The 19,548-nt window shown below is 42.2% G+C and carries 22 protein-coding genes; 7 read left to right on the forward strand and 15 right to left on the reverse strand.

Translation table 11 applies throughout. From position 1 onward, the window contains the following. The first annotated feature begins 840 nt into the window (after positions 1-840). From F6K46_RS20370 to rpsU, 3 genes are all read left to right on the forward strand, one after another. A complete protein-coding gene (locus F6K46_RS20370; RefSeq protein WP_293066409.1) occupies positions 841-1,125 on the forward strand; it encodes a hypothetical protein in 285 nt (94 codons plus the stop codon). A gap of 205 nt (positions 1,126-1,330) precedes the next feature. Further along, positions 1,331-1,636, forward strand: coding sequence for an RNA-binding protein (locus F6K46_RS20375; protein WP_075900939.1), 306 nt, complete (start codon positions 1,331-1,333; stop codon positions 1,634-1,636). 820 nt (positions 1,637-2,456) lie between these two features. Next, positions 2,457-2,657 carry a 30S ribosomal protein S21 gene (gene rpsU, locus F6K46_RS20380; protein WP_070394310.1) on the forward strand — a complete coding sequence of 67 codons (201 nt, stop codon included), beginning with the start codon at positions 2,457-2,459 and terminating at the stop codon, positions 2,655-2,657. A 738-nt stretch (positions 2,658-3,395) separates the two neighbouring features. Here rpsU and F6K46_RS20385 read toward each other — a convergent pair. The 5 genes from F6K46_RS20385 to F6K46_RS20405 form a co-directional block, all read right to left on the reverse strand. Then, entirely contained in the window at positions 3,396-3,731 is a 336-nt protein-coding gene (locus F6K46_RS20385) for a glycosyltransferase (RefSeq protein WP_198954311.1), read from the reverse strand. A 298-nt stretch (positions 3,732-4,029) separates the two neighbouring features. Then, entirely contained in the window at positions 4,030-4,218 is a 189-nt protein-coding gene (locus F6K46_RS20390; RefSeq protein WP_293066412.1) for a hypothetical protein, read from the reverse strand. A gap of 75 nt (positions 4,219-4,293) precedes the next feature. Then, on the reverse strand, positions 4,294-4,509 hold the full coding sequence (locus tag F6K46_RS20395) for a hypothetical protein (RefSeq protein WP_075900937.1): 216 nt from the start codon (positions 4,507-4,509) through the stop codon (positions 4,294-4,296). A gap of 316 nt (positions 4,510-4,825) precedes the next feature. Beyond that, the gene (locus tag F6K46_RS20400) at positions 4,826-5,110 is read right to left on the reverse strand and encodes a hypothetical protein (RefSeq protein WP_070394311.1); all 285 of its coding nucleotides are present in this window, start codon (positions 5,108-5,110) and stop codon (positions 4,826-4,828) included. Positions 5,111-5,315: 205 nt separating this feature from the next. Next, positions 5,316-5,537, reverse strand: coding sequence for an HAD-IA family hydrolase (locus F6K46_RS20405; protein WP_293066416.1), 222 nt, complete (start codon positions 5,535-5,537; stop codon positions 5,316-5,318). A gap of 771 nt (positions 5,538-6,308) precedes the next feature. Here F6K46_RS20405 and F6K46_RS20410 point away from each other — a divergent pair. Then, on the forward strand, positions 6,309-6,506 hold the full coding sequence (locus tag F6K46_RS20410) for a hypothetical protein (protein WP_143727740.1): 198 nt from the start codon (positions 6,309-6,311) through the stop codon (positions 6,504-6,506). A gap of 424 nt (positions 6,507-6,930) precedes the next feature. On the opposite strand, the gene F6K46_RS20415 is transcribed toward F6K46_RS20410, so the two are convergent. The 3 genes from F6K46_RS20415 to F6K46_RS20425 form a co-directional block, all read right to left on the reverse strand. Next, positions 6,931-7,599, reverse strand: a complete 669-nt coding sequence (locus F6K46_RS20415; RefSeq protein ID WP_293066428.1) for a WecB/TagA/CpsF family glycosyltransferase — start codon at positions 7,597-7,599, stop codon at positions 6,931-6,933. Then, positions 7,600-7,821: a hypothetical protein gene (locus F6K46_RS20420; RefSeq protein WP_229415409.1), complete on the reverse strand. Its 222-nt coding sequence runs from the start codon at positions 7,819-7,821 to the stop codon at positions 7,600-7,602. 351 nt (positions 7,822-8,172) lie between these two features. Next, positions 8,173-8,541 carry an EamA family transporter gene (locus tag F6K46_RS20425; protein ID WP_293066419.1) on the reverse strand — a complete coding sequence of 123 codons (369 nt, stop codon included), beginning with the start codon at positions 8,539-8,541 and terminating at the stop codon, positions 8,173-8,175. A 136-nt stretch (positions 8,542-8,677) separates the two neighbouring features. Here F6K46_RS20425 and F6K46_RS20430 point away from each other — a divergent pair, with 136 nt between their 5' ends. Beyond that, entirely contained in the window at positions 8,678-9,379 is a 702-nt protein-coding gene (locus tag F6K46_RS20430; RefSeq protein WP_071105569.1) for a Mo-dependent nitrogenase C-terminal domain-containing protein, read from the forward strand. A 146-nt stretch (positions 9,380-9,525) separates the two neighbouring features. Continuing rightward, entirely contained in the window at positions 9,526-10,575 is a 1,050-nt protein-coding gene (gene obgE, locus F6K46_RS20435; protein ID WP_293043128.1) for a GTPase ObgE, read from the forward strand. A 32-nt stretch (positions 10,576-10,607) separates the two neighbouring features. Here the strand turns inward: obgE and F6K46_RS20440 are convergent, their stop codons facing one another. From F6K46_RS20440 to F6K46_RS20450, 3 genes are all read right to left on the reverse strand, one after another. Continuing rightward, positions 10,608-12,077, reverse strand: coding sequence for a serine hydrolase (locus F6K46_RS20440; protein ID WP_293066422.1), 1,470 nt, complete (start codon positions 12,075-12,077; stop codon positions 10,608-10,610). A 232-nt stretch (positions 12,078-12,309) separates the two neighbouring features. Beyond that, positions 12,310-13,104 (reverse strand): RNA methyltransferase, encoded by a 795-nt coding sequence (locus tag F6K46_RS20445; protein WP_293117288.1) that lies wholly within the window; start codon positions 13,102-13,104, stop codon positions 12,310-12,312. A gap of 295 nt (positions 13,105-13,399) precedes the next feature. Further along, positions 13,400-14,677 carry a DUF6745 domain-containing protein gene (locus F6K46_RS20450; protein WP_293062408.1) on the reverse strand — a complete coding sequence of 426 codons (1,278 nt, stop codon included), beginning with the start codon at positions 14,675-14,677 and terminating at the stop codon, positions 13,400-13,402. Between the two features lie 418 nt (positions 14,678-15,095). On the opposite strand from F6K46_RS20450, the gene F6K46_RS20455 reads away from it, so the two are divergent. Beyond that, a complete protein-coding gene (locus F6K46_RS20455; RefSeq protein WP_293062406.1) occupies positions 15,096-16,742 on the forward strand; it encodes an ABC transporter substrate-binding protein in 1,647 nt (548 codons plus the stop codon). On the opposite strand, the gene F6K46_RS20460 is transcribed toward F6K46_RS20455, so the two are convergent. From F6K46_RS20460 to F6K46_RS20475, 4 genes are all read right to left on the reverse strand, one after another. After that, positions 16,739-16,957, reverse strand: coding sequence for a hypothetical protein (locus F6K46_RS20460; protein WP_293062404.1), 219 nt, complete (start codon positions 16,955-16,957; stop codon positions 16,739-16,741). The two genes, F6K46_RS20455 and F6K46_RS20460, sit on opposite strands and share 4 nt — an antisense overlap. Positions 16,958-17,128: 171 nt before the next feature. Then, complete coding sequence (locus tag F6K46_RS20465) at positions 17,129-18,304, reverse strand: murein transglycosylase A (RefSeq protein WP_293062402.1); 1,176 nt, start codon at positions 18,302-18,304, stop codon at positions 17,129-17,131. A 54-nt stretch (positions 18,305-18,358) separates the two neighbouring features. Then, a complete protein-coding gene (locus F6K46_RS20470) occupies positions 18,359-18,610 on the reverse strand; it encodes a hypothetical protein (protein ID WP_075902058.1) in 252 nt (83 codons plus the stop codon). Positions 18,611-18,768: 158 nt separating this feature from the next. Next, a complete protein-coding gene (locus F6K46_RS20475) occupies positions 18,769-19,539 on the reverse strand; it encodes a hypothetical protein (protein ID WP_075902060.1) in 771 nt (256 codons plus the stop codon). Between the last annotated feature and the right edge of the window lie 9 nt (positions 19,540-19,548).

Below are 19,548 nucleotides of genomic sequence, written 5' to 3' on the forward strand. Positions count from 1 at the left end.
CAGAACTGATTGGGGCAGCAGTTCCAGAGCTTCAAAGCTATTTGGGATAGCTGGCGGTTTGATTTCCATGGTTCTACACTACTACTCATCCTTCCCTTTTTGTCAACCCCATCACCTGAATGCTTACTTGATCAGGGCAGGGCTATAACATTGCTCATGAATAAATTGTAAATTAAATCGGGTGAAAGCTAGCTGGGGTAATGGAGAGAAGGTTTTTTTCAGGTTAACAATACCTTTTTATTAGCAAAAATCTCCCTATCTCCCTATCTCCCTATCTCCCTATCTCCCTATCTCCCCAGAAATCCATTTTAGTCCGACAATGAAACAGCCCTGCTTGATCAGGTCGGTAATGCTGGGATTGCTTTTAGCTTTTGCCTTCATCAATCACTTGATAAACTGTTGCGCATTTACATTGGATATTATTCAGTCAGAAAAAAAACCGTCAAACCCTCTCCACTGCTCCCCTGCTATCAGAACAATAGAATTTAAATAAAGACTAGCTTACCAATTTGGGAAATTACGGCTGCACATCAACTTCATATCCTCATCACCCCATCGCCCCATCGCCCCATCGCTCCATCTGCATATGTAGTCTAGCTTTGAAGAATTGGTATGACTTTATGACACACATTATGCACTACATTGTGTAGTTCTAAAAGATTACGAATTTTGAGGATTTTGCAATGGGGCTTACGCCGCCGCCTGAAGGGCTAATCACAAATCCCTGGCTAAACCTGAGTATTTATACTTATGCTGAAAAGTCAGGATGAGCATTACATATATTACTTAATGTAATACAAATTGAAGTTTGTTCAAAAATAAACGGTGCTACATTAAGTAGTGTTAAAAAATCACCCATCCTTGCTCCAAGCAGATGGAATAAAAATTCACAAAAATTTACATAACTATAAAAACTTTGGTTCGACTAGTGATAAGCATTGGGTTATCCCCAAATGGGCTGATAAGGGACACGCTGATAGCGTCCGTCAAAAGCTCAGTCCCAAATTCGGTCACCTTCCCTGGTTTATCGAGATTTGCGGCTATAATGAAAAGGCGGTGAGGGGGGACCCAGAGATGAGGAGTGTGTATGAAAATTTGTTTCAACACTGGCAACTATGCAATTAAAATGCACAACAGCTTAATTGCACAACTTAATTGCACAACCCAAGTAGGAGGTTAGTCACCTTAATGTCTATGTTATCATAAAAGGTGAGTATAGGTATCGGTTGCAGTTTTTGTTTTCAGTGTTGACAGGTTTCTTCTGTTTCATATTGCTAAGCATGCCTCCGAAATTTCTATCTCTACATAAATCAAATTTTGGAGATATTGTATGTCTGTCTACGTTGGTAACCTTGCACGTGAGGTGACAGAAGAGGATCTGAAATCTGTGTTTGAAGAATATGGCCAAATCAAGCGAATTCACATGCCCACCGATCGCGAAACAGGTCGCTTAAGGGGCTTTGCTTTTGTGGAAATGAACACAGAGGAGGAAGAAGCAAAGGCCATTGAAGAGCTTGATCGAGCTGAATGGATGGGGCGCGAGCTCAAAGTCAATAAAGCCAAGCCTCGGGAAAAAAGAAACTCATTTGGGGGCAATCGCGGCAGAGGTGATAACTTCGGTGCTCGTCGCTACTAAGCTCGCTTTGATCTAAATCAAAACCCAATTCTCTGGTCTGAGGACAGGGCAGGGGTTTTACCCCTGTCAAGTTCTACGCTGCGCGTCAGAATTTAGGGAGTAATCCTGGTAGGGTAAAGCAAACCCGAACTATAGTTGAAAGATACTAGTGTGCTTAGGATTGCTGTCTATAAGTGGATTGAAGGCATCTTAAACTCTTTGATTCAGACAAGTATGGACTTTTAAGACCTAGAGTAGGAAAACCCACATAGGTAGTGTTCAGATCGAGAATCACACTAGTTGTAGTGTGTGAGTTAACCAAAAATATCATTAATTCGGTATTGCTGAATCAAGGAATGAATATGAGTGGGGTCGGCATCCTGGCTGCCCGAAAATATTGAGAAGGGGCAAGATGCCCATTCCAAAAAACTCTTCAAATCATTCCATTATTAAGCAAAGCCATTAATTCCACGGCTCATAGCTAAAGTCAGTTTTAAGCGATATATTGTAGCAAACTCTGCAGGCTGAAGCGTGGAAATAAACCATCACAGTTCCCTTGACAAGGAGTAAGGAAAAAATAAGGATTTGAGAGCTTGCTTTTGGCAGGCTAAATTCGGATTTCCTTGCCATAGACGAGTGCAGGCTATCCAGGTGCAATATTATGATTTTTAACGGACTTGAGATATGAGCCATTCGTTTTAAAAACTGGCCGGATGCCAACACCTTCCGTCAGTTGTAGGAGTTTTGTCAGTCAATCAGAGGTTTGCCCTGTCCTGTTCTTATGGGATGAATGATGACTTGTTATTCGACCACGGAAGCGATCAAAACAGGAGGACATTGAATGACCCAAGTGGTGGTTGGTGAAAATGAGCACTTAGAATCAGCCCTACGTCGATTTAAGCGAAAAGTCTCCCAAGCTGGCATCTTTGCTGATATGAAAAAGAATCGTCATTTTGAGACATTTGCACAAAAACGCAAACGTAAAGAAATTGCGAGACATCGGGAACGTCGAAGACTCCGAAACCGTAGAAGACGGTTCTAGCAGGGTAGATTCCTATATTAATTTTTTAGATCCACTCCGGTAGCATCGTTATTGTAAGGCGTGGGTAATAGGTAAGAGGTAATGGGTAATTGGCAATTGCGATTACTCCTGTACCATTACCGATTACCCCTTGCCTATTTCTGTTACCGATTACCCAAAACAACCTTCGATTATGAACACTACAAATGACAAACAACAAAAGCGGACTTGATATGACCTGATTTTTTGCTCAAGTTGTTAATGGCTGAGGATTCTTAGTCAGTAAATTTCGCAACCAGCGTCGAGTATTGGGAGAGAGTAGCCACATACCGAAGTACAAACCTATATCCATAGGTAGGGGTTTGCCACAGCGAATGGCTTCCCACAGAAGGGGAAAAATGCCTTCCACTCACAAGCAAAGGCAGCTATTGAACTTACCTCTGTCAAGATAAAGGATGCGTAAGCACGGGGTCTGACTAAGTCTTGTACTTTTTGAATCCAGTTTAATGAATTCCGCCATTTAGTAGTGCTACTAATACTAGGACGGTTTTATCCTAAATACCACACTGACAATGGTTCAGTCACAAACTCAATTCCTACCTCTTCCAAAGTAGTGGCCCGTAACAGCCAGTCCCAATCTTCGTGAACCTCACCGCTTCTCCTGGGGGGGATTTTTTGCAATAACTCTTTGGATGTAAAAATAGTTGAACCTTGAATTACTGCTTCTCCCTGGAATAAGGTATTGCGAACAAATAGATATTAACTCATTGGTTCTAATTTAGAGGGAATTATTCTCGGCCAAATCGAATCGTCTTGGGGAGTCCGAGCAATTAGGTAACAGCTGACAATGGGGTATTTGTATTGGGAACAATTAGCAGCTTCCAGTTGCAGTTCTAGTTTTTGGGGCATCCATTCGTCATCATCATCTAGATGAGCAATCCATGGGGCTTGAGCCGCAGCAACCCCCACCCTACGAGCGGCGGTGCAACCTTGATTGGTGGGCAGTTCAATCACTCTTAGCCTGGAGTCATCCACTTCTGCAAGTGAGGCACAAGTAGCTTCATTCGGACCATCTATAACAACAATGACTTCAATTTGACTAAGGGTTTGAGCTAGAGCGCAACAGCTCGTTTAACTAATTTTGGTCTGCGATAGGTAGGTATTACGACACTAACTAAGGGTTTCAAGGTTATATCCTCCTGATGATATGTGAACTGAAAACTTTATGCTGATTATAAATCCTATGATTGGCAATTTTTTTTAAAAAAATAACCAGTTTCAGGGACTGATTAGCATTACTACCCATATTTGGGTAGTTAGGGGGGCGAAACCAACTAAAATTCGTAATTCCTTTTAGGAAGAAATATTAGCTAACAGCCTCTTTATATAGCCCCTACGCCAATAGGATGATTTGAATGAACTGAATAATTTCTAAAATCTCACTCAATACTAGTAGAGGGATATCAGTGGGAGGTTTAGCAATATACCGTTTATCGTTAATATTTCCAAAACTTTCAGAATGCTCAATATCTCCCAGTTTTTCGGCTTCATAAAGAGTGGGATTTTTGATAACTCTATACAAAGGTTGAGTGGCAATTTTTTTGAGGGGCTTAATGAAGGGATAGTTTTGGATAAATTTCTGGTATTGACTAATGAATTATAAAGCACCCTTTTGGATAAGTAGGGCTTTTATTCTATCCTGTAAGCTGAGGTCATGTTCATCAAGCAATGGCTTAACCTCTTGTCCTATACAAGCATACTTATTAACACTGCCATGGGGAGCGGCATGGATAAACTCCAACAATGGCAAGCATAGCTTTACTAGATTTTTGTAATATTTCGGCTTGCCTAAATCAATTAGATAACTAGACAATCAATTCTTTGTTTATGATTTTTTGCCGCCTGCTTAAGTGTTTCACAATAGTATCCGTTGATTTCTATATCTTTTCTAAAATTTTTAAGCAATGTAGATAGATAATCTTGCATGGTTCCATTCCCTAATATATCTACTATTGCTATTTATTGATCATCGAAATAAAAATAAGTTTTATGTAATTTTAAAAAAATAATTCAGATTTTTATAACTGTCTAATCTCACTATTTAATAATTCATATAAATTATTAAATAGGATATAATCTTCTTTAGTTTTAACCTTTTGATGACTATCTAAAAAACCAGCCATTTGAATTTATTGCTGATATTGCTTAGGGTCAATATCAATTCGCTCTAAAAACTGTGAAACTGTTAAGATACCCGTTCCACTCGCTAAAAAATCCATCGCTACATCGTTTAATTCAAAGATGCTAGGAATATTGAGAGCTCCTCTTGAGGCATACATATATTCTGCCCTTGGACTATTATCTCTATATCCGGCTAGCAGGTAATAAACCTTATGCATGATATAACCATCACGGGATAAGAATAAAATTTTGTCTATGCCATCTTTAGTGGTTGCATCTAGCAACCAATTCATGAAACTAAAAAAAAGGATTCCAACATTCTTAAACCCGAAGTTATACCAAAATTACTCTTCGTAACTAGTTTGATTATCCTGAGTATCACAATAATACTGATTGATAATGGTTGCTAGATAAAATGAACTGTCAAGAGATTGTTTTTGTTAACAATCTGATGAAACTTTTCCTTTTGGAACCAATAATTTTTGATAGCTATATGTATTATTTTTTTATTAAAAAAAATAATACACCATTGGCTTTGGCATTTAAAATATCAGACTGATAATTATCACCAATGTGAAGGATATCTTCTGGGTTACATCCTAGCTTTTCAACAACATATCCATAAATATCTCCTCTAAATTTAGTTTTGCCTATAGTAGAGGATAAAAATAGCTTTTCACTATCATCATAGCCTGCCGAATGAATAATTTTATTGATCACCGATAGGGGGAGATACATATCTTAGATAAAAATAATCTGTTTATAAATTTTTCGGCAATAGTTATAGACCGAAAAAATAAATTCATTACGTCTGCAAACATCCCCTTCGGTTTGTATTTCAATTTTTTTAGTATTTGTGCGCTTTGGTCATTAAGTCCAAAATCTTCTACCAAACACTCAAATATGGTATCCAAGGTAACTTCTGAGAGGATATATGAAAAGTTTTTTGATACTGAATTTTGCCCCCCTAGCCCCCCAAATTTGGGGGAAGAGTCAATTTGCTTCTAAAAGTCCCCCAATTTTGGGGGATTTAGGGGGCTTGGATGTAGCAAATGATACTTCTCAGACAACCTCTGAGACCTGTTCTCGTCTCCAGAGTTTGTCCCTAGATTTTTTTTATGCTTTTTGTCTAAGCTTAGGATAATTTGGTAATAACTCGGAATGACAATAATCATATTGCTTTTGAACCAGTGTAAAGACATCACTTTGCTCTAAAACATTGCGTATAATTGCGGTATCAAAGATATCAAATGATACGTATTGGGATGTATTGATGATCTTGGCTAGTGTGTGATCCATCTGACCTATATTGAAACTAAGCTCCTAAAAACCCACCTAATCCAGTGTTGGGTTTGCCTTGCCATATCTATGTGTTCCTAACTACTCTGATTTTGCTATTCAAGGGAAAAGTAAGGATAGATAAGCAGTTAATGGGACTAGCATTGACAAGAGTAATTAGAAAACGGGCAATAAAAGCATTGCCCTGGCTAAGTGAGAAATCTCAGACTATCTAATGACAGAATTCCCATTAGTGGAGAAAAAGTAACACTATTACTCTCAACCATAAAAATTATCGATCATGAAAGCAGTGTCTTTGTGGAAACTCCAAAACTCTCTCCCGATCTTGGAAGGTTGGTGAATTACCTCTGTGGTGTCTATACAATTGGGATACAACTATACACCACATAAGACCCCCAGCTTGGCCGCAGGCTGACTGGGGGAATGCTGCCAAGGTATTCACAGCATTTTGCCTATGTCAATAGTGATCAGTGAACCGACACTCTCAAATGCCGAAATATACCTGAAACATACCAAGTGTTTTGTAAACGTCAAGCGTAGCTAATGGGCAAGTGATACTAAGTTGGAATCAAAGATAGTATCTTCCTCAAAAGGTGATGGGGTGATGGGGTGATGGGGTGATGGGGTGATGGGATGAAAGTGCTAACTATAAATGCAACTTAGTATCACTTGGTATGAATCACGATCATGGTGGTCTTGCACCATGACTGAGACAAAATTAATTTTAATTTTATTAAAATTAATTTTATCAGTTATTCTGAGTTTACTGACTAGAACTCGCTAACAGCTGCAGATCAGGTGCATCCTGATTTTGCTAGTTCATTCCCTGAGGTAATGGTGAAAGAAGGCTGACAGGCTCGCCTAAACTGTGTTTTTGTCCATTTAGCATGTACCCCTTCTTCTCTACTCTCAAAGGTTGTGCATAAAATTTAGCTAGAGCAAGTTGAAAGAAAAAGGCTGGATTACCGAGTAAGTAGCGAGCTGCCAGACGTTTGGGTTCACGGGATAAACGATAAAGCCACTCTCCACCAAGATTGGAAATAAATTCTGGACAGTCAGGAACCAAACCTGCCAATCGGTCGATCACTGCACCACAAGGCATGAACACATTGACATTAAGACGACTACGATGCTGCCAAATCCATTTTTCTTGAATTGGCATACCCATGCCTACCAATAAAATATTAGGTTTTGTGTGGTTAATTTTATTAATTATCTCTTGATTTTGGCTGGGGTCTTCTTTATCACAATATCCGTGGTGACCATTGACAATAATATTGGGGTATTGTTGTCTAAGGTTAGTAAGGGCTGTTTCTAGATGCTTAGGCTTTGACCCCAGCAGAAAAATTAACAAGCTATTTTGGTTAACATTCTCCAGCAATTTTGGCAGTAATAGTGTGTAATAAGCGCGGTATTTTAGTGATAAATTGTACCCCATAAACTTAAGGGCTTTTAAGATACCCATACCGTCACAATGGGCGATTTATGCACTTTGGATAAATTCATAAAACCAGGGTAGCTGCATCGAAAGATTAAAACTATGTACGTTATAGTTAGCTACGGTTATTTTTCTGTCTTCAACGCAAGCGGCATGAATGGCATCTACAATCCTAGGGACGGTTACACAAGATATTCTACGCTCTAGCAAATGTACATTAATAGCAGGTAAATAATCTAATTCATTCAGTTGATTTTTTCTGGCCATTGCCGTAATAGTTAGAGTAGTGATTATTTACAGTATTGCTACCGGCTGTCCGCGATCGCGTTTTCATGATGTCCAAATTATGAATAAGTTATGTGTGTCGATCACAAGTAGGACTTACCCAGGTTATCGAGAAATTAAGGTTTTAGCCAATAGGGAACTTCGGCTCTGGAAAGAACCGGCAATAGGGAATTACAGCAGTTTTACAGATCTGATTTTACAGATCTGAGTGGGTCAGTCTTGAGGAGGTAAAAGGCTTGTATGGTGGCATGGTATGCCCCTATTACCCCCCTAAAAAAGCTGGGTAAACAAGAGGCTTACATCCATAGTCTTTACAAATGACAAATGACTAACTTATCTTTTCCAAATTACCAACATTACACCGCAGATAATCACACCCAAGCCCACGGCACGACTAAGGGGGATGGTTTCCTTAAAGAAAAAATAGCCCATCAGTACGGAGAAGACGTAAGTCAAGGATACTGAAGGACCAGCAACGCTGAGATTTACCCGCGTCAGCAACAAAATGTATGCCAGTGCCCCTAAACCATAACAACTTAGCCCTGCTATAATTTCTGGGGTCTTGGGTATACTGAATATCTGATCTAGCCAATTGCTAGCGTTAACTTTATCCAGCTTTTCGGCTCCAGTTTTGAGCAAGAACTGTCCAGTAGCACTGGTTAGGACTGACATTAAGAAAAGACTAAATTCTGCTAGAGTCACGAATATCTCAGAATTATAAGTGGTCGATGCTTCTTAATCCGATTGCTATTTTGATGTTATAGGCTTCAACCTTATGGAGCGATTAGTTATTGTGATTGCTCCTAAAATAGTGTTAGGAGATTGATTTTAAGTATTTATGGCTACTTCCAGCACTGCTACCTACACCGAAGAACAGATTTCAGCTTGGCTGCGGGGTTTATTTGCCGTTGCCTGGGCTGATGGTCACTTTGACCCAGAAGAACAAGAGGTTATGGCTCAAATCACCCAAGAGACATTGGCTCCTGGCACTGATTTGCAGTCTTTTGATCAACCCATTACTCCTGAAGAACTGGCAGCAGCTTTAGGTAAGGATAACACAACGGCAGAGAATTTTCTACGAACTGCCGTAATGGTAGCCTTGGCAGATGGGGTGTACTCTGCGACTGAAGCTGATGTTCTACACCAGTTCTGTGAAGCGCTAGGTCATAAGGTTGAGGCTCTTGAATCACTGCAGGTAACTCTTTATGACGGTAAGGCAACTGAGCAAAGCGATTCTGCTGATGCCTTAGCTCAAGAACCAGGAAGTTCTGACCATCCCCATTCGGATATTCTACAGCCAATGCGGGATTGGTTAGATGGTATGGATGTTAATGACCCACGGGTCGCTCGATTTATGTGTAAACTGATTCCTTCTCAGTGTCCGTTTGAACGGGACGTGAAGCTATTTAATCACAAAATCGTCCACATCCCACCGATGTGTAAGCTTAATCCTCTCTATGATCAGTTAGTCGGCTTGCGCTTCCGGGCTTTATCTTATTTAGCCGATGATTGTGGTGAAGATGTTTCAGCATATTTATAAGTGGTGATTGGTGATTGGTGATTAGTCATTAGTCATTAGTCATTGGTCATTAGTAGTTAGATTAATTAAGGGTAATCGGTTCAACTGACTGATGTCAAGAAAACACTAAGGACTAAGACCTAAGCACTAAGGACTAAAAACTAATTATGCAATTTATCGACCAAGCAGAAATTGAAGTTGTCGCTGGTAACGGGGGCGATGGAATTGTGGCGTTTCGGCGGGAAAAGTATGTTCCTGCTGGAGGACCGGCGGGGGGTAATGGTGGTCGGGGGGGTAGCGTGATTTTCAATGCTATCGAGCACCTGCAAACATTGCTAGATTTCAAATACGCCCATTGCTTTCGAGCTGAGAATGGGGGTCGGGGAGGCCCTAATAATCGGACGGGAAAAAATGGTAGCGATCGCATTATTGAAGTTCCCTGTGGCACGGTTGTCTACAATGCTGACACAGGAGAACTGCTGGGGGATTTGGTGAAACCTCGGCAAATGCTGTGTGTTGCCAAAGGTGGTAAAGGAGGTTTGGGAAATCGGCATTTCCTGAGTAATCACAATCGCGCACCAGAGCATGCTTTACCTGGACTACCAGGAGAGCAACTCAGGTTACGCTTGGAGTTGAAGTTACTGGCGGAGGTGGGCATTATTGGTCTACCTAATGCTGGTAAGTCTACTCTGATTTCAGCACTCTCAGCGGCACGACCCAAGATAGCCAATTACCCCTTTACCACTTTGATTCCGAATTTAGGTGTGGTTCGTAAACCAACTGGGGATGGTACTGTATTTGCTGACATTCCTGGGTTGATTGCTGGAGCTCATCAAGGTATTGGTCTGGGTCACGACTTCCTACGTCATATCGAACGCACTCGGTTGTTACTGCATTTGATTGATATTACTGCTGCTGACCCGATTGCTGATTATCAAACCATTCAACAGGAGTTACAAGCCTATGGCAGAGAATTGCCAGAACGTCCCCAAATTCTTGCCCTTAATAAGGTAGATGCGGTTGATCAAGACATGATCGATGAGGTGTCTACTTACCTAAATCAGCTTACTCAGGTACCAGTTTTTTCAATTTCAGCTGTTGCTAAAATCGGCTTGGATGCTTTGTTATCGAAAATCTGGCAATCTCTAGATCAGTTGTCAGTAGCAGATTGCTCAAAGGCAGCAGTCAACCTTCAACAGTCAACTTTCAAGGTTTAACCGGTAATTAATAAATAACTAATTATAAATTGCTAATTATTCAAGTAGTCATAGGCTTGTCGAGAAATGGTGCGAATCAGTTTTTCGGCACTGGCATCATTAAAGGGGCGTTTGACCATTACGCTGATAATGTAACGCTTGCCGTTGGGCATTTTTACTAAACCTACATCGGCCAGAAGTCGGCCAAGGGTGCCAGTTTTATGGGCAATGGTGGCACCATTACCTAGTCCTTGGGGTAATAGTGTGTTGGTCTTAGTTTGGATCATGATATCGATCAGGTCAGTACGAGATTGGGGAGAAATCCACTTACCTTGCTCAAGGTGAAAAATCAAACTAGCCAGTTCTCTTGGGCTAGTGGTGTTTGTTCCTGGCAAATCTGGTAGGGGGTTGCGCAGTACAGTTTTTTTCAAACCCCAAGAGCGGAATCGTTGATTGAGAACTTCGATGCCACCAAGACGTTCAATCAGCATATTCGTAGCAGTGTTATCACTAATGGTGATCATTTTGGTGGCTACTTCCAGAGCTTTGTACTGTTTGCCTGGTTTTTGATATTGCATGTTTCCAGAACCACCAGCAATCATCTCTGGTTTCATGGTTATATATTCATCTAAGAAAACTTTGCCTGCATCTACATCCTGAAAGAAAGCAATTAGAATTGGTAACTTAATGGTGCTAGCAGCAGGAAAAATGAGACGGCTATTTGATTCTAGGAAAGCACCGGTATCGAGATCATGGATGAAGATTCCGGGTTGCAATTGGGGGTGTTGCTTTACTAGAGTTTGAATTTGTTTTTGTAAGGGAGATTTGTTGAGCAGCAGGGGTGTCAATTGAGAACTAATTGTCTGACTCAAAGTCTGCTGGACTTCAATTGGAGCATTGTCTGTGGTTTTGGTAGATGGTTGGCTAGCAGTACCCAAGCTCGATAATACGGTACCTGCGATCGCTCCGAGACCAATTCCTACAATCAGCAAACGGATAATCAAAATCCATAGCCTGGTAGAGGAGTTTTCGGAACGGCGCTCTCGGCGAGTTCTCCGAATTTGTACAGATTGGTGATTGGGGGTTGGGAGGGGTAGTCTAGCTTTTAGTTGGCTTGTTTTGGAGGATTTAGGGGATAAATCAGCAACTAATTCTGGCTGAGGACGTTGCCGAATTGGATTACGAGAATTGGTTATGGTGGGCAAGGATGAGGACGCTCGTGTAGCAAAGGGATTGAGTCTTCTACGAAGGTTTGGTAACTGGGGTGTTCGGTATGCTACCCTCAGCTGGGATTGACTGGAGGGAATTGTAGAAGAGTTTGGTGAACGGGATAGACGAGCACGGGTACGCGGGGTAGGTGGCGGAGTTGACCGAGATTTATGTGATTTTGCGGATGAGCTTTGGCGGCGCGCTTTCTGTTTTGGTTGGGATTTGGAGGGTTTAATCTCCTTAGTTTGTGGCTGTTTACTAAGGTGGCGACGCGGGCGGCGGCGGGAGGAGGTTGGTTTCTGTTGTTTTTCCACTGCTGAATCTTAGGCTGAAGTTTACCAGATACATAAAACCCGAAAAAATCGGCTAGTTCTCGGAATTTTCTGAGTATGGTCTAATGATAAGGGAGAGAACTTTAATGGATATAGCAGTATCAAACTTCGCTTTCAGTTTTTCGTGAGTGTTCCGATTACAGAGTTTTGATCTAGTACCAACAGTTGAAGCGCCCATCTATCAAACCTCCAATAGAACCTATGCAAGCCTATTTTAGGACTGGTTTGGTTTTGATGGATCATCTACCCCAGACTTTGGTAAAAATTGTAGCGCCCATTCTACCTGGCGGAGCATTCCTCTGAGCATGTTGATCTCTTCTGTGGTAGGGGTTGCTCGGTTTAATAGACGTCGCAGCTTTTCCATCCGTGCTGCTTTGGTATGGGGATAAAGATAACCAATGTTCAATAATAAGGCTTCTAGATGCTTAGAGTAGCGTTCTATCTGGTCCAAAAGAGCAGAATCTTGGTAGGGGGGAGCGGGGGATAAGGGTTGACTTGGGACTGGTGATGGCTGGTGTGTACTTTGATAAAGTTGATATTGATAAAGTTCATAACAGCACACTGTTACCGCTTGGGCTAGGTTTAAGACTGGATAGGTGGAACTAGTGGGAATCCGGACAAACCGCTGAGCATGATTGAGTTCATCATTGCTCAATCCCCTAGATTCAGGGCCAAAAATCAGGGCAGAGGTTACGCCAGCTGACAATAACCAGGGTAAGGCGGTTCTGGGATGTTCGAGAGTAGTGGGAATGGCGCGGCTACGAGCAGTGGTTGCGATCGCTCTTTGACACCCGACTAAGGCATCTGGTATGGTTGCTACGACTTGGGCTTTTTCTAAGATATCTACCCCATGCACTGCCATCTGCTGTGCTTCTTGGCTGAGATGGTCACACTGAGGATTCACTAGCACCAGCTGCGATAACCCCATATTTTTCATCACTCGCGCTACAGAACCCACATTCAATGGACCAGCGGGTTCTACTAAAACAATCCTGACTCCCATAAACATTTTCAAGGTTTAAGAAGGTTGTTCTTGCCCAGGCCTCCCTTGTCGGGTAGGTTGAAAGTCACCCTTCCAGCACAAAACAGTTGCACCATTTGTGCAAGTTCAGGACTTACCCAAAACTGGGCAACAAACACGCTGATGGTATAGGGTGCGTTATTAAGGCACCCTACAGGTAGAGTCGCTGCTTCAGTCCTGGTTCCTCTTGTCCCTGCTGATGGGGAAGCGACTGCATCAAGACATGGTGCTATCTTTGAGGGCAACTTTGGTATTCACCACTTGATATTAACCTGAGTTGGACTCAAGTCTGGACTAAAAATTCCTCTGGATCAGTATCCCAATTTACCCAGCGAATTGCCTCACGGGCTGATTCTACATCAGGCGGCACTCGCATAATGTGAACAAAGTTGGTGCTAGGACAAGTCATCTTGAGTAGAAAAATTGGCTCTATATCGATATCGTTATTAATTTTTAATAGGGTGTATTCTTGCCAGGAATCCAATCGCTGTGCTTCTAGGTCTTGGCAAATTCGGGCGTAACCAATTCCTTCAATGAGGACTCGCCTAAGTTCAGCGTTGGGTTCTTCTAAAAGCCATTCAGCTTGCCACTGGTTGGGGTTGACTGTCCCGTATTTTTCTGGTATAATCACGCCGTGATAGGAGTATAAGCTGAAACCATCAGCAAATTCCATGGCTGGCTGTCCTTCTCTATGAAGGCGGTGTTGAGTGTCAAATGAGAGCTTGGTTGGGCGATCGCAAACGAAGCAGATGTTTTCAAATGGGAACATCCAACTACAGTGTTTGACTAGGGATTGGAATATTTCCCATGTGGTTTGATGGTGAGGGCAATTTAAGACGGAAATATAAAAGTCAAACCGACTACTGTAAATACTCCAGTATAAGGGTGACATGAATAGTCTCAATTCAGTCCCAAGTTGTTCAAGTACTTGCAAGCCAATTCGAATTCGCTGTTGACTAACTGTTGAGGTATCTAGTTCATATAACAATTGGTTTTGCAATTGCCTGTGTAGTTGGGTTCCCATGGAAGTGTCCAAGGGTTGCCACAGTTTCTCTTCAAGTTGACGGCTAATCCGTTTAATGTTAAGCTTTCGCCCGAGTTGGTAGAGTAGCTCTTGTTGGAGTTCTTTGCCGAGTTGGGTGTTGAGATGTTGCCGTAGTTGACTAATCAATTGACTCTCCACTCTTGGCTGGAGTTGACTCTTTAGTTGGCTGTCAATGTGTTGCTGGAGTTGATTGAGGAGAATTTTAAAAAAACCGTAAGGGCTATCACAAAAAACAATATCTGGTACTGGTTTGCCAATGGCTGTATAGGCAGCGTTTATGGCTAATGTTGCTTCGTGACGATCAACGGCTCCAGTCAATAAAGATAAATTGTACCATTTTTCTTGATAATTTGAAATTAAAGTCTCTTGCTCTGGGGTAAGATGTTTGATGTTGGGTTGCCACATATCGCCATACCTGTGTTTGATATTCCGATTAAATCCCGATTTGAGAATAGTGCTGAGTGCTGAGTGCTGAGTGCTGAGTGCTGAGTTTAGTAAGTGGGGGAGTGTTTTCATCCAACGCTAGTTAGCTACGAGTTATGGGATCTAATTAGTTATTCAGGTTAAGCTGGCTGTTTTTACACTAAAGTATGTTTTTTTGTAACAATTATTCACAAATTAGGTCAGCTGTCAGCTGTCAGGTATCAGCTATCAGCTATCAGCTTGTTTTTGACTACTTAGGATTGAGGATTAAATAATCTGGATATTCGGTACCTTTTATGCTAAAATGACAGATTACATTAAATAAACCTACTACGTTATATAGCTTTGATATTTTGATAATTTATTTTTTATGCTAAATTAGCATACTAATTACGGAAGAACCCCCCTCTAGATCAATCATCACTGTATTCTAAAACGCTATATTTTTTGCAAGGAGTTATAAGATAGCTACGATAAGAAATTACTCGTCGCTAATCACAATTACCAAAGCATGAACTGGTTTCCCCTATCCCGCAAACACTGTTCAACTACCAAATTCCTAGCTTTATTCCTCTGTAGCTGCTTCCTAATTATTAGTTGTGGTGGTTCTCCTAGCAATCAACAGACAGGTTCCTCAAGCAGCAGTAACAGTAATAGACTCACTATTGGTACTACCCTAAAACCCAGAACTCTCGATCCAGCCGATGCCTACGAACTAGCAGCTAGTAACATCCATTACAGCTTAGGCGATCGCCTTTATACCTACAAGCTGGGTACCTCAGAATTAGTGCCACAACTGGCAACTGCTATGCCTAGCATCAGCAAGGATGGCTTAACTTACACCATTCCCCTACGCCAAGGTGTAGTGTTTCATGATAACACCCCATTTAACGCTGAAGCCATGGCATTTTCCCTGCGTCGGTTTATCGAAAATGGTGGCAAGCCCTCTTCTCTACTCGAAGGTTTGGTAGATTCGATTGAACCATCTGGAGAGTACGAACTCACCATTAAACTCAAAAATCCCTTCGCTGCTTTTCCAGCACTGTTAGCTTTTTCTGGAACCTGTGCTGTTTCCCCCAATGCCTATGAAATTGGTAGTGGTAAATTTGAACCGACCAAATTTGTAGGCACTGGTCCTTATAAACTAGTTAAGTTTAGTCCTAACGGTATTCGCCTAGATGTGTTTGAAGACTATTGGGGTAAAAAACCAGCCAATAAGGGATTAAATGTTCAAATCCTGACCAATTCCGCTAATTTATTCAATTCCATCAAAACCGGTGCTGTAGACATTGGTTATCAAAGTTTAGATCCCGATCAAATCCTTAGTTTGCAAAAAGGAGCACCGTCTGGCGGTTGGCAAGTCATAGAATCTCCTAGCAATAATATTAATTACATGGTGCTCAATACCCAGATGGCACCGTTGGATAAACCAGAAGTCAGACAAGCGATCGCTGCGATTGTTAATCGTAAACTGATCAACGAACGGGTGCTAAGAAACCAAGCTGCACCAGCCTTTAGTATCATTCCAACTAGCTTTGATGTTTCCAAGCCAACCTTTAAAGACGCCTACGGTGACGGTAATATTGCCAAAGCTAAAGAGCTGCTAGCCAAAGCGGGATTTACTAACAACAATCCGTTGACATTAGAAATTTGGTATTCCTCAGGTTCAGCAACCCGACAACAACTTGCGAGTCTTCTCAAAGAATATGCTGCCCAGGAACTTGGGGGGATTGTCGAAATCCAGCCCCAAACTGTGGAGTCAGCAAATTTCTTTGGCAATCTAGGTAAGGGAGTTTATCAGAGTGCTTTAGTCGATTGGTATCCTGACTTTTCTGACCCTGATAACTTTATTCAGCCTTTAGTTAGTTGTACTAAAGGTTCCCTTGGGAAAGGGTGTGAAGCTGGAGCCAGTCGCTCTCAGGGATCCTTTTACTATAGCGATCGCATGAATAAACTGATTCAGCAACAGCGTCGGGAATCAGATCCAGCCGCTCGAAAGCAGATTTTTGCGGAGATTCAACAACTGCTGGCAAAGGATGTACCCTTAATACCCTTATGGCAACCAAAGGAATATGCTTTTGCCCAGCCAGGGTTAAAGAATGTCCAGTTAGACCCAATTCAACAATTGCCACTGTGGGAGATTGATAAGGGAAATTAGGTTAACGGGCTGCCCCCGTGCTTTAAGCCGGGGGAAAGTTCAACCCCCCAAAGTTCTACTTCTGTTGGATTGACAAAATCCTCATTAACTGGTAGGTTTTGGTTAAAAGCAATATTAATAGGAATAAAGCCAAGTACAAAAGAACTGAAAAACATCACAGCAACCACATCAAGCTCACTGAAATAATTTTGGTTTGACCCTTGAGAACGACTCATATTGACCTACCTCGTTTTTTTAGCCTTTCTTCTCAGTTTCAACGGGTAATGTAGGGGATCAGGTGTGTTTTAGAGGAAATTTTTATGTAGAATTTTATGTATAGTTTGATAGTTAAAGTTTTTTTTTATAGTTCAAGTTTATAGTTAAAGCTTGAGCACTATTTTGTGGTCTTAATTTTTCAGCAACAAATAGTACAACTCTCCTGTATCATTAATCAGCCCTGCCCGATTACCTGCCAATTTACCAGTACCCATAAATATATCCACTCGACCCGGCCCTTTAATCGCACTACCAGTATCCTGATCCAACACATAGCGACTGACCAGCCTAGATTCCAACTGACCCACAGCATTGGGATAAGGAATACTAGTTTGGATAAGGGCCAAGGCTCCTGGAGGCATGATAGATTTATCCGTAGCAATCGAGCGCTCAGCCATTACTGGCAAACCAAGACTACCGGTAGCAGGTGCCCCCCTGGTTTCCCGAAAGAACACAAAACTTTTATTGCGGGGTAAATATTGACTCAGTTCCGTCGGTGAAGTGCGGAAATAATCGATCACCGCAGGCAGGGTAAGTCCTTCTAGCTCCATCTTGCCATCGTTAACCAGTTGTCCCCCGATACTAGTGTAGGGATGACTCGTCTTACCGGCATAGCCCACGCTCATCAAGGTGCCATCCGGCATTCTAACTCGCGCTGAACCCTGAACGTGAATCAAAAACGCCTCTAAGCGATCGCGTAACCAAACTAGTTCTTTCCCTCGTAGTGGGCTATTTTTCCCTAAACCATCCCATCCTTCCAATGCCGCACGGGTTGGGTGAGGTTTTTGCCAACGTTGGAAATCAGAAGGTAGTCGGTAAAGGGGATAGCGATATTCAGCACTAGGTGTGCGACTCCCAGCATACACTGGCTCAAAATAACCCGTGAACCCAACAGTTCCCTGATTGTCCTTCCCCACACTCTTGTAAAAGAGAAATTCTTGTTGGATGGCCGCTTGCAACGCTTTAGGAGTAGGGGACTTGATCAGCAGTTGGCGGAAACGGACTAGAGAACGGCGGACGCGATCGCGAGTTACTCCTGGTACGGAATAGTTTTGGTAAGCCTTAGCAGCACTAGGGGTTTTCAGATAACGCAAGCTATTGTCTATGGCTTTCAACATGGCTCGCCAGTCCCCTGACTGACCACCAGGACGCTTCCAAAGCTGTTCATCTAAACCCAATGGATCCTGATTGAACTGAACAGTCTCTGGTTGAACCGCTTCCAGCGGAACACTAGCAACTGCAGCACCACTAATCGCTAGGAGGGCTATTCCTATAGTCAGGGAAATCCGAGTTAGAGTTTTTCTCATACTTGCCAAGAATTCAATCACCAGCTATTGCCCAGTCAAAGCAGTCAAGCTGTATTAAAAACGTTCGACGCTACCAGAGAAAATAGGTTCCACCCGCATAGCAGTGATACGAGCAGGACGTACAACCATGTACTCCCCTTGAACATTTTTAATGGGTACGCTAATGAAGTCTTCAGAGTTAGATTTTGGGATAAGTTCGCCGCTATACCACTTTTGAAACTCTTTAATTGTGGCAAACCGTACTTCTTCCCGGTGACCACTTGACAAAAGAATGTGAACAGCGTACTCGTCTGGGGTTCTTGGCATAGAAAATTCTCCTTAATCCATCCCAACTATTATCAGCGACCTTGAAGGGGAAGGCAAAAAGTCAAAGGACAAAGGTCAAAGAGATTCCCAATACACCAAATCCCCTTACACGTCCTTTGTCCTTTATCCACCAGTCTTGCTTGACATTCACAGACTACTTAGGTTGATAAATTAAACCGTTTCAACAAATTTTCCATCACCGTTGGCAACATTTGGCGCAGTTCCTGTGGATTTTGCCAGATCAGCTGCTGGTAGCTAGGCAGATCAAAAGGGAACTGTCCTGGTAAATCTGGTCGTTCCATCTTCATCAGCAAAATCTGTTCCGTCGGCTTAGCCGTTAAAGCATAGCCGATTTCGACACAAACATAGGGACTAGGGATCAGTAACGGTTTGTTTTCCGTTGCTAGACCAGCCACCGGGGTGCCATCAGCAATGAACACTAGACTTTTGCGGATTTTGCGCATCTGGGTACTCCCCAGGCGCATTGGTTCACCAATTGGGCGTCGGGATTCTTCTAGGGTTAAGGGTAAACGCGATCGCTGATTAAAGGTATCTAGGGTATCTGACAGGGTGCTACGCAAAGCCTCACTAGAGGCACTGTATTCAGTCTGGTAACTCACAAAGATTATTGGCGACAGTTGTGCCATTACCTCTCGCTTCGTGAAGTAAATCTCGTGAGAAATCAAGTCAATATTGGAAATGGCATAGCCCCCACTACCTTCTATGTAAAACTCGACTGTTTCCCCTGCTAGGTAACGCTTAAACCATTCAGAGTTTTTCACATCCTGGCTATCATCCAAAAAATCTGCTCTTAAGCCTGACTTAAGCAAACTATTTTTGCTTAAACGCAGGTCATGGTGGCGTTTCTCCAATTCTTTGATGGGTTCGTATTTCTGGAGATACCAGGCTTTTAGGGCAATAATGGCCATGATGTTTTC

The sequence above is a fragment of the Moorena sp. SIO3E8 genome, assembly GCF_010692445.1.
In the GTDB taxonomy this organism is placed as follows: Bacteria; Cyanobacteriota; Cyanobacteriia; order Cyanobacteriales; family Coleofasciculaceae; genus Moorena; species Moorena bouillonii.

Bases quoted from the DNA above. Each gene is read 5' to 3' on its own strand.
- F6K46_RS20375 (WP_075900939.1), top strand. From the start codon at position 1,331: ATGTCTGTCTACGTTGGTAACCTTGCACGTGAGGTGACAGAAGAGGAT.
- rpsU (WP_070394310.1), top strand. From the start codon at position 2,457: ATGACCCAAGTGGTGGTTGGTGAAAATGAGCACTTAGAATCAGCCCTA.
- F6K46_RS20400 (WP_070394311.1), bottom strand. From the start codon at position 5,110: ATGAATTGGTTGCTAGATGCAACCACTAAAGATGGCATAGACAAAATT.
- F6K46_RS20420 (WP_229415409.1), bottom strand. From the start codon at position 7,821: ATGGCCAGAAAAAATCAACTGAATGAATTAGATTATTTACCTGCTATT.
- F6K46_RS20430 (WP_071105569.1), top strand. From the start codon at position 8,678: ATGGCTACTTCCAGCACTGCTACCTACACCGAAGAACAGATTTCAGCT.
- obgE (WP_293043128.1), top strand. From the start codon at position 9,526: ATGCAATTTATCGACCAAGCAGAAATTGAAGTTGTCGCTGGTAACGGG.
- F6K46_RS20445 (WP_293117288.1), bottom strand. From the start codon at position 13,104: ATGTTTATGGGAGTCAGGATTGTTTTAGTAGAACCCGCTGGTCCATTG.
- F6K46_RS20450 (WP_293062408.1), bottom strand. From the start codon at position 14,677: ATGAAAACACTCCCCCACTTACTAAACTCAGCACTCAGCACTCAGCAC.
- F6K46_RS20455 (WP_293062406.1), top strand. From the start codon at position 15,096: ATGAACTGGTTTCCCCTATCCCGCAAACACTGTTCAACTACCAAATTC.
- F6K46_RS20460 (WP_293062404.1), bottom strand. From the start codon at position 16,957: ATGAGTCGTTCTCAAGGGTCAAACCAAAATTATTTCAGTGAGCTTGAT.
- F6K46_RS20465 (WP_293062402.1), bottom strand. From the start codon at position 18,304: ATGAGAAAAACTCTAACTCGGATTTCCCTGACTATAGGAATAGCCCTC.
- F6K46_RS20470 (WP_075902058.1), bottom strand. From the start codon at position 18,610: ATGCCAAGAACCCCAGACGAGTACGCTGTTCACATTCTTTTGTCAAGT.
- F6K46_RS20475 (WP_075902060.1), bottom strand. From the start codon at position 19,539: ATGGCCATTATTGCCCTAAAAGCCTGGTATCTCCAGAAATACGAACCC.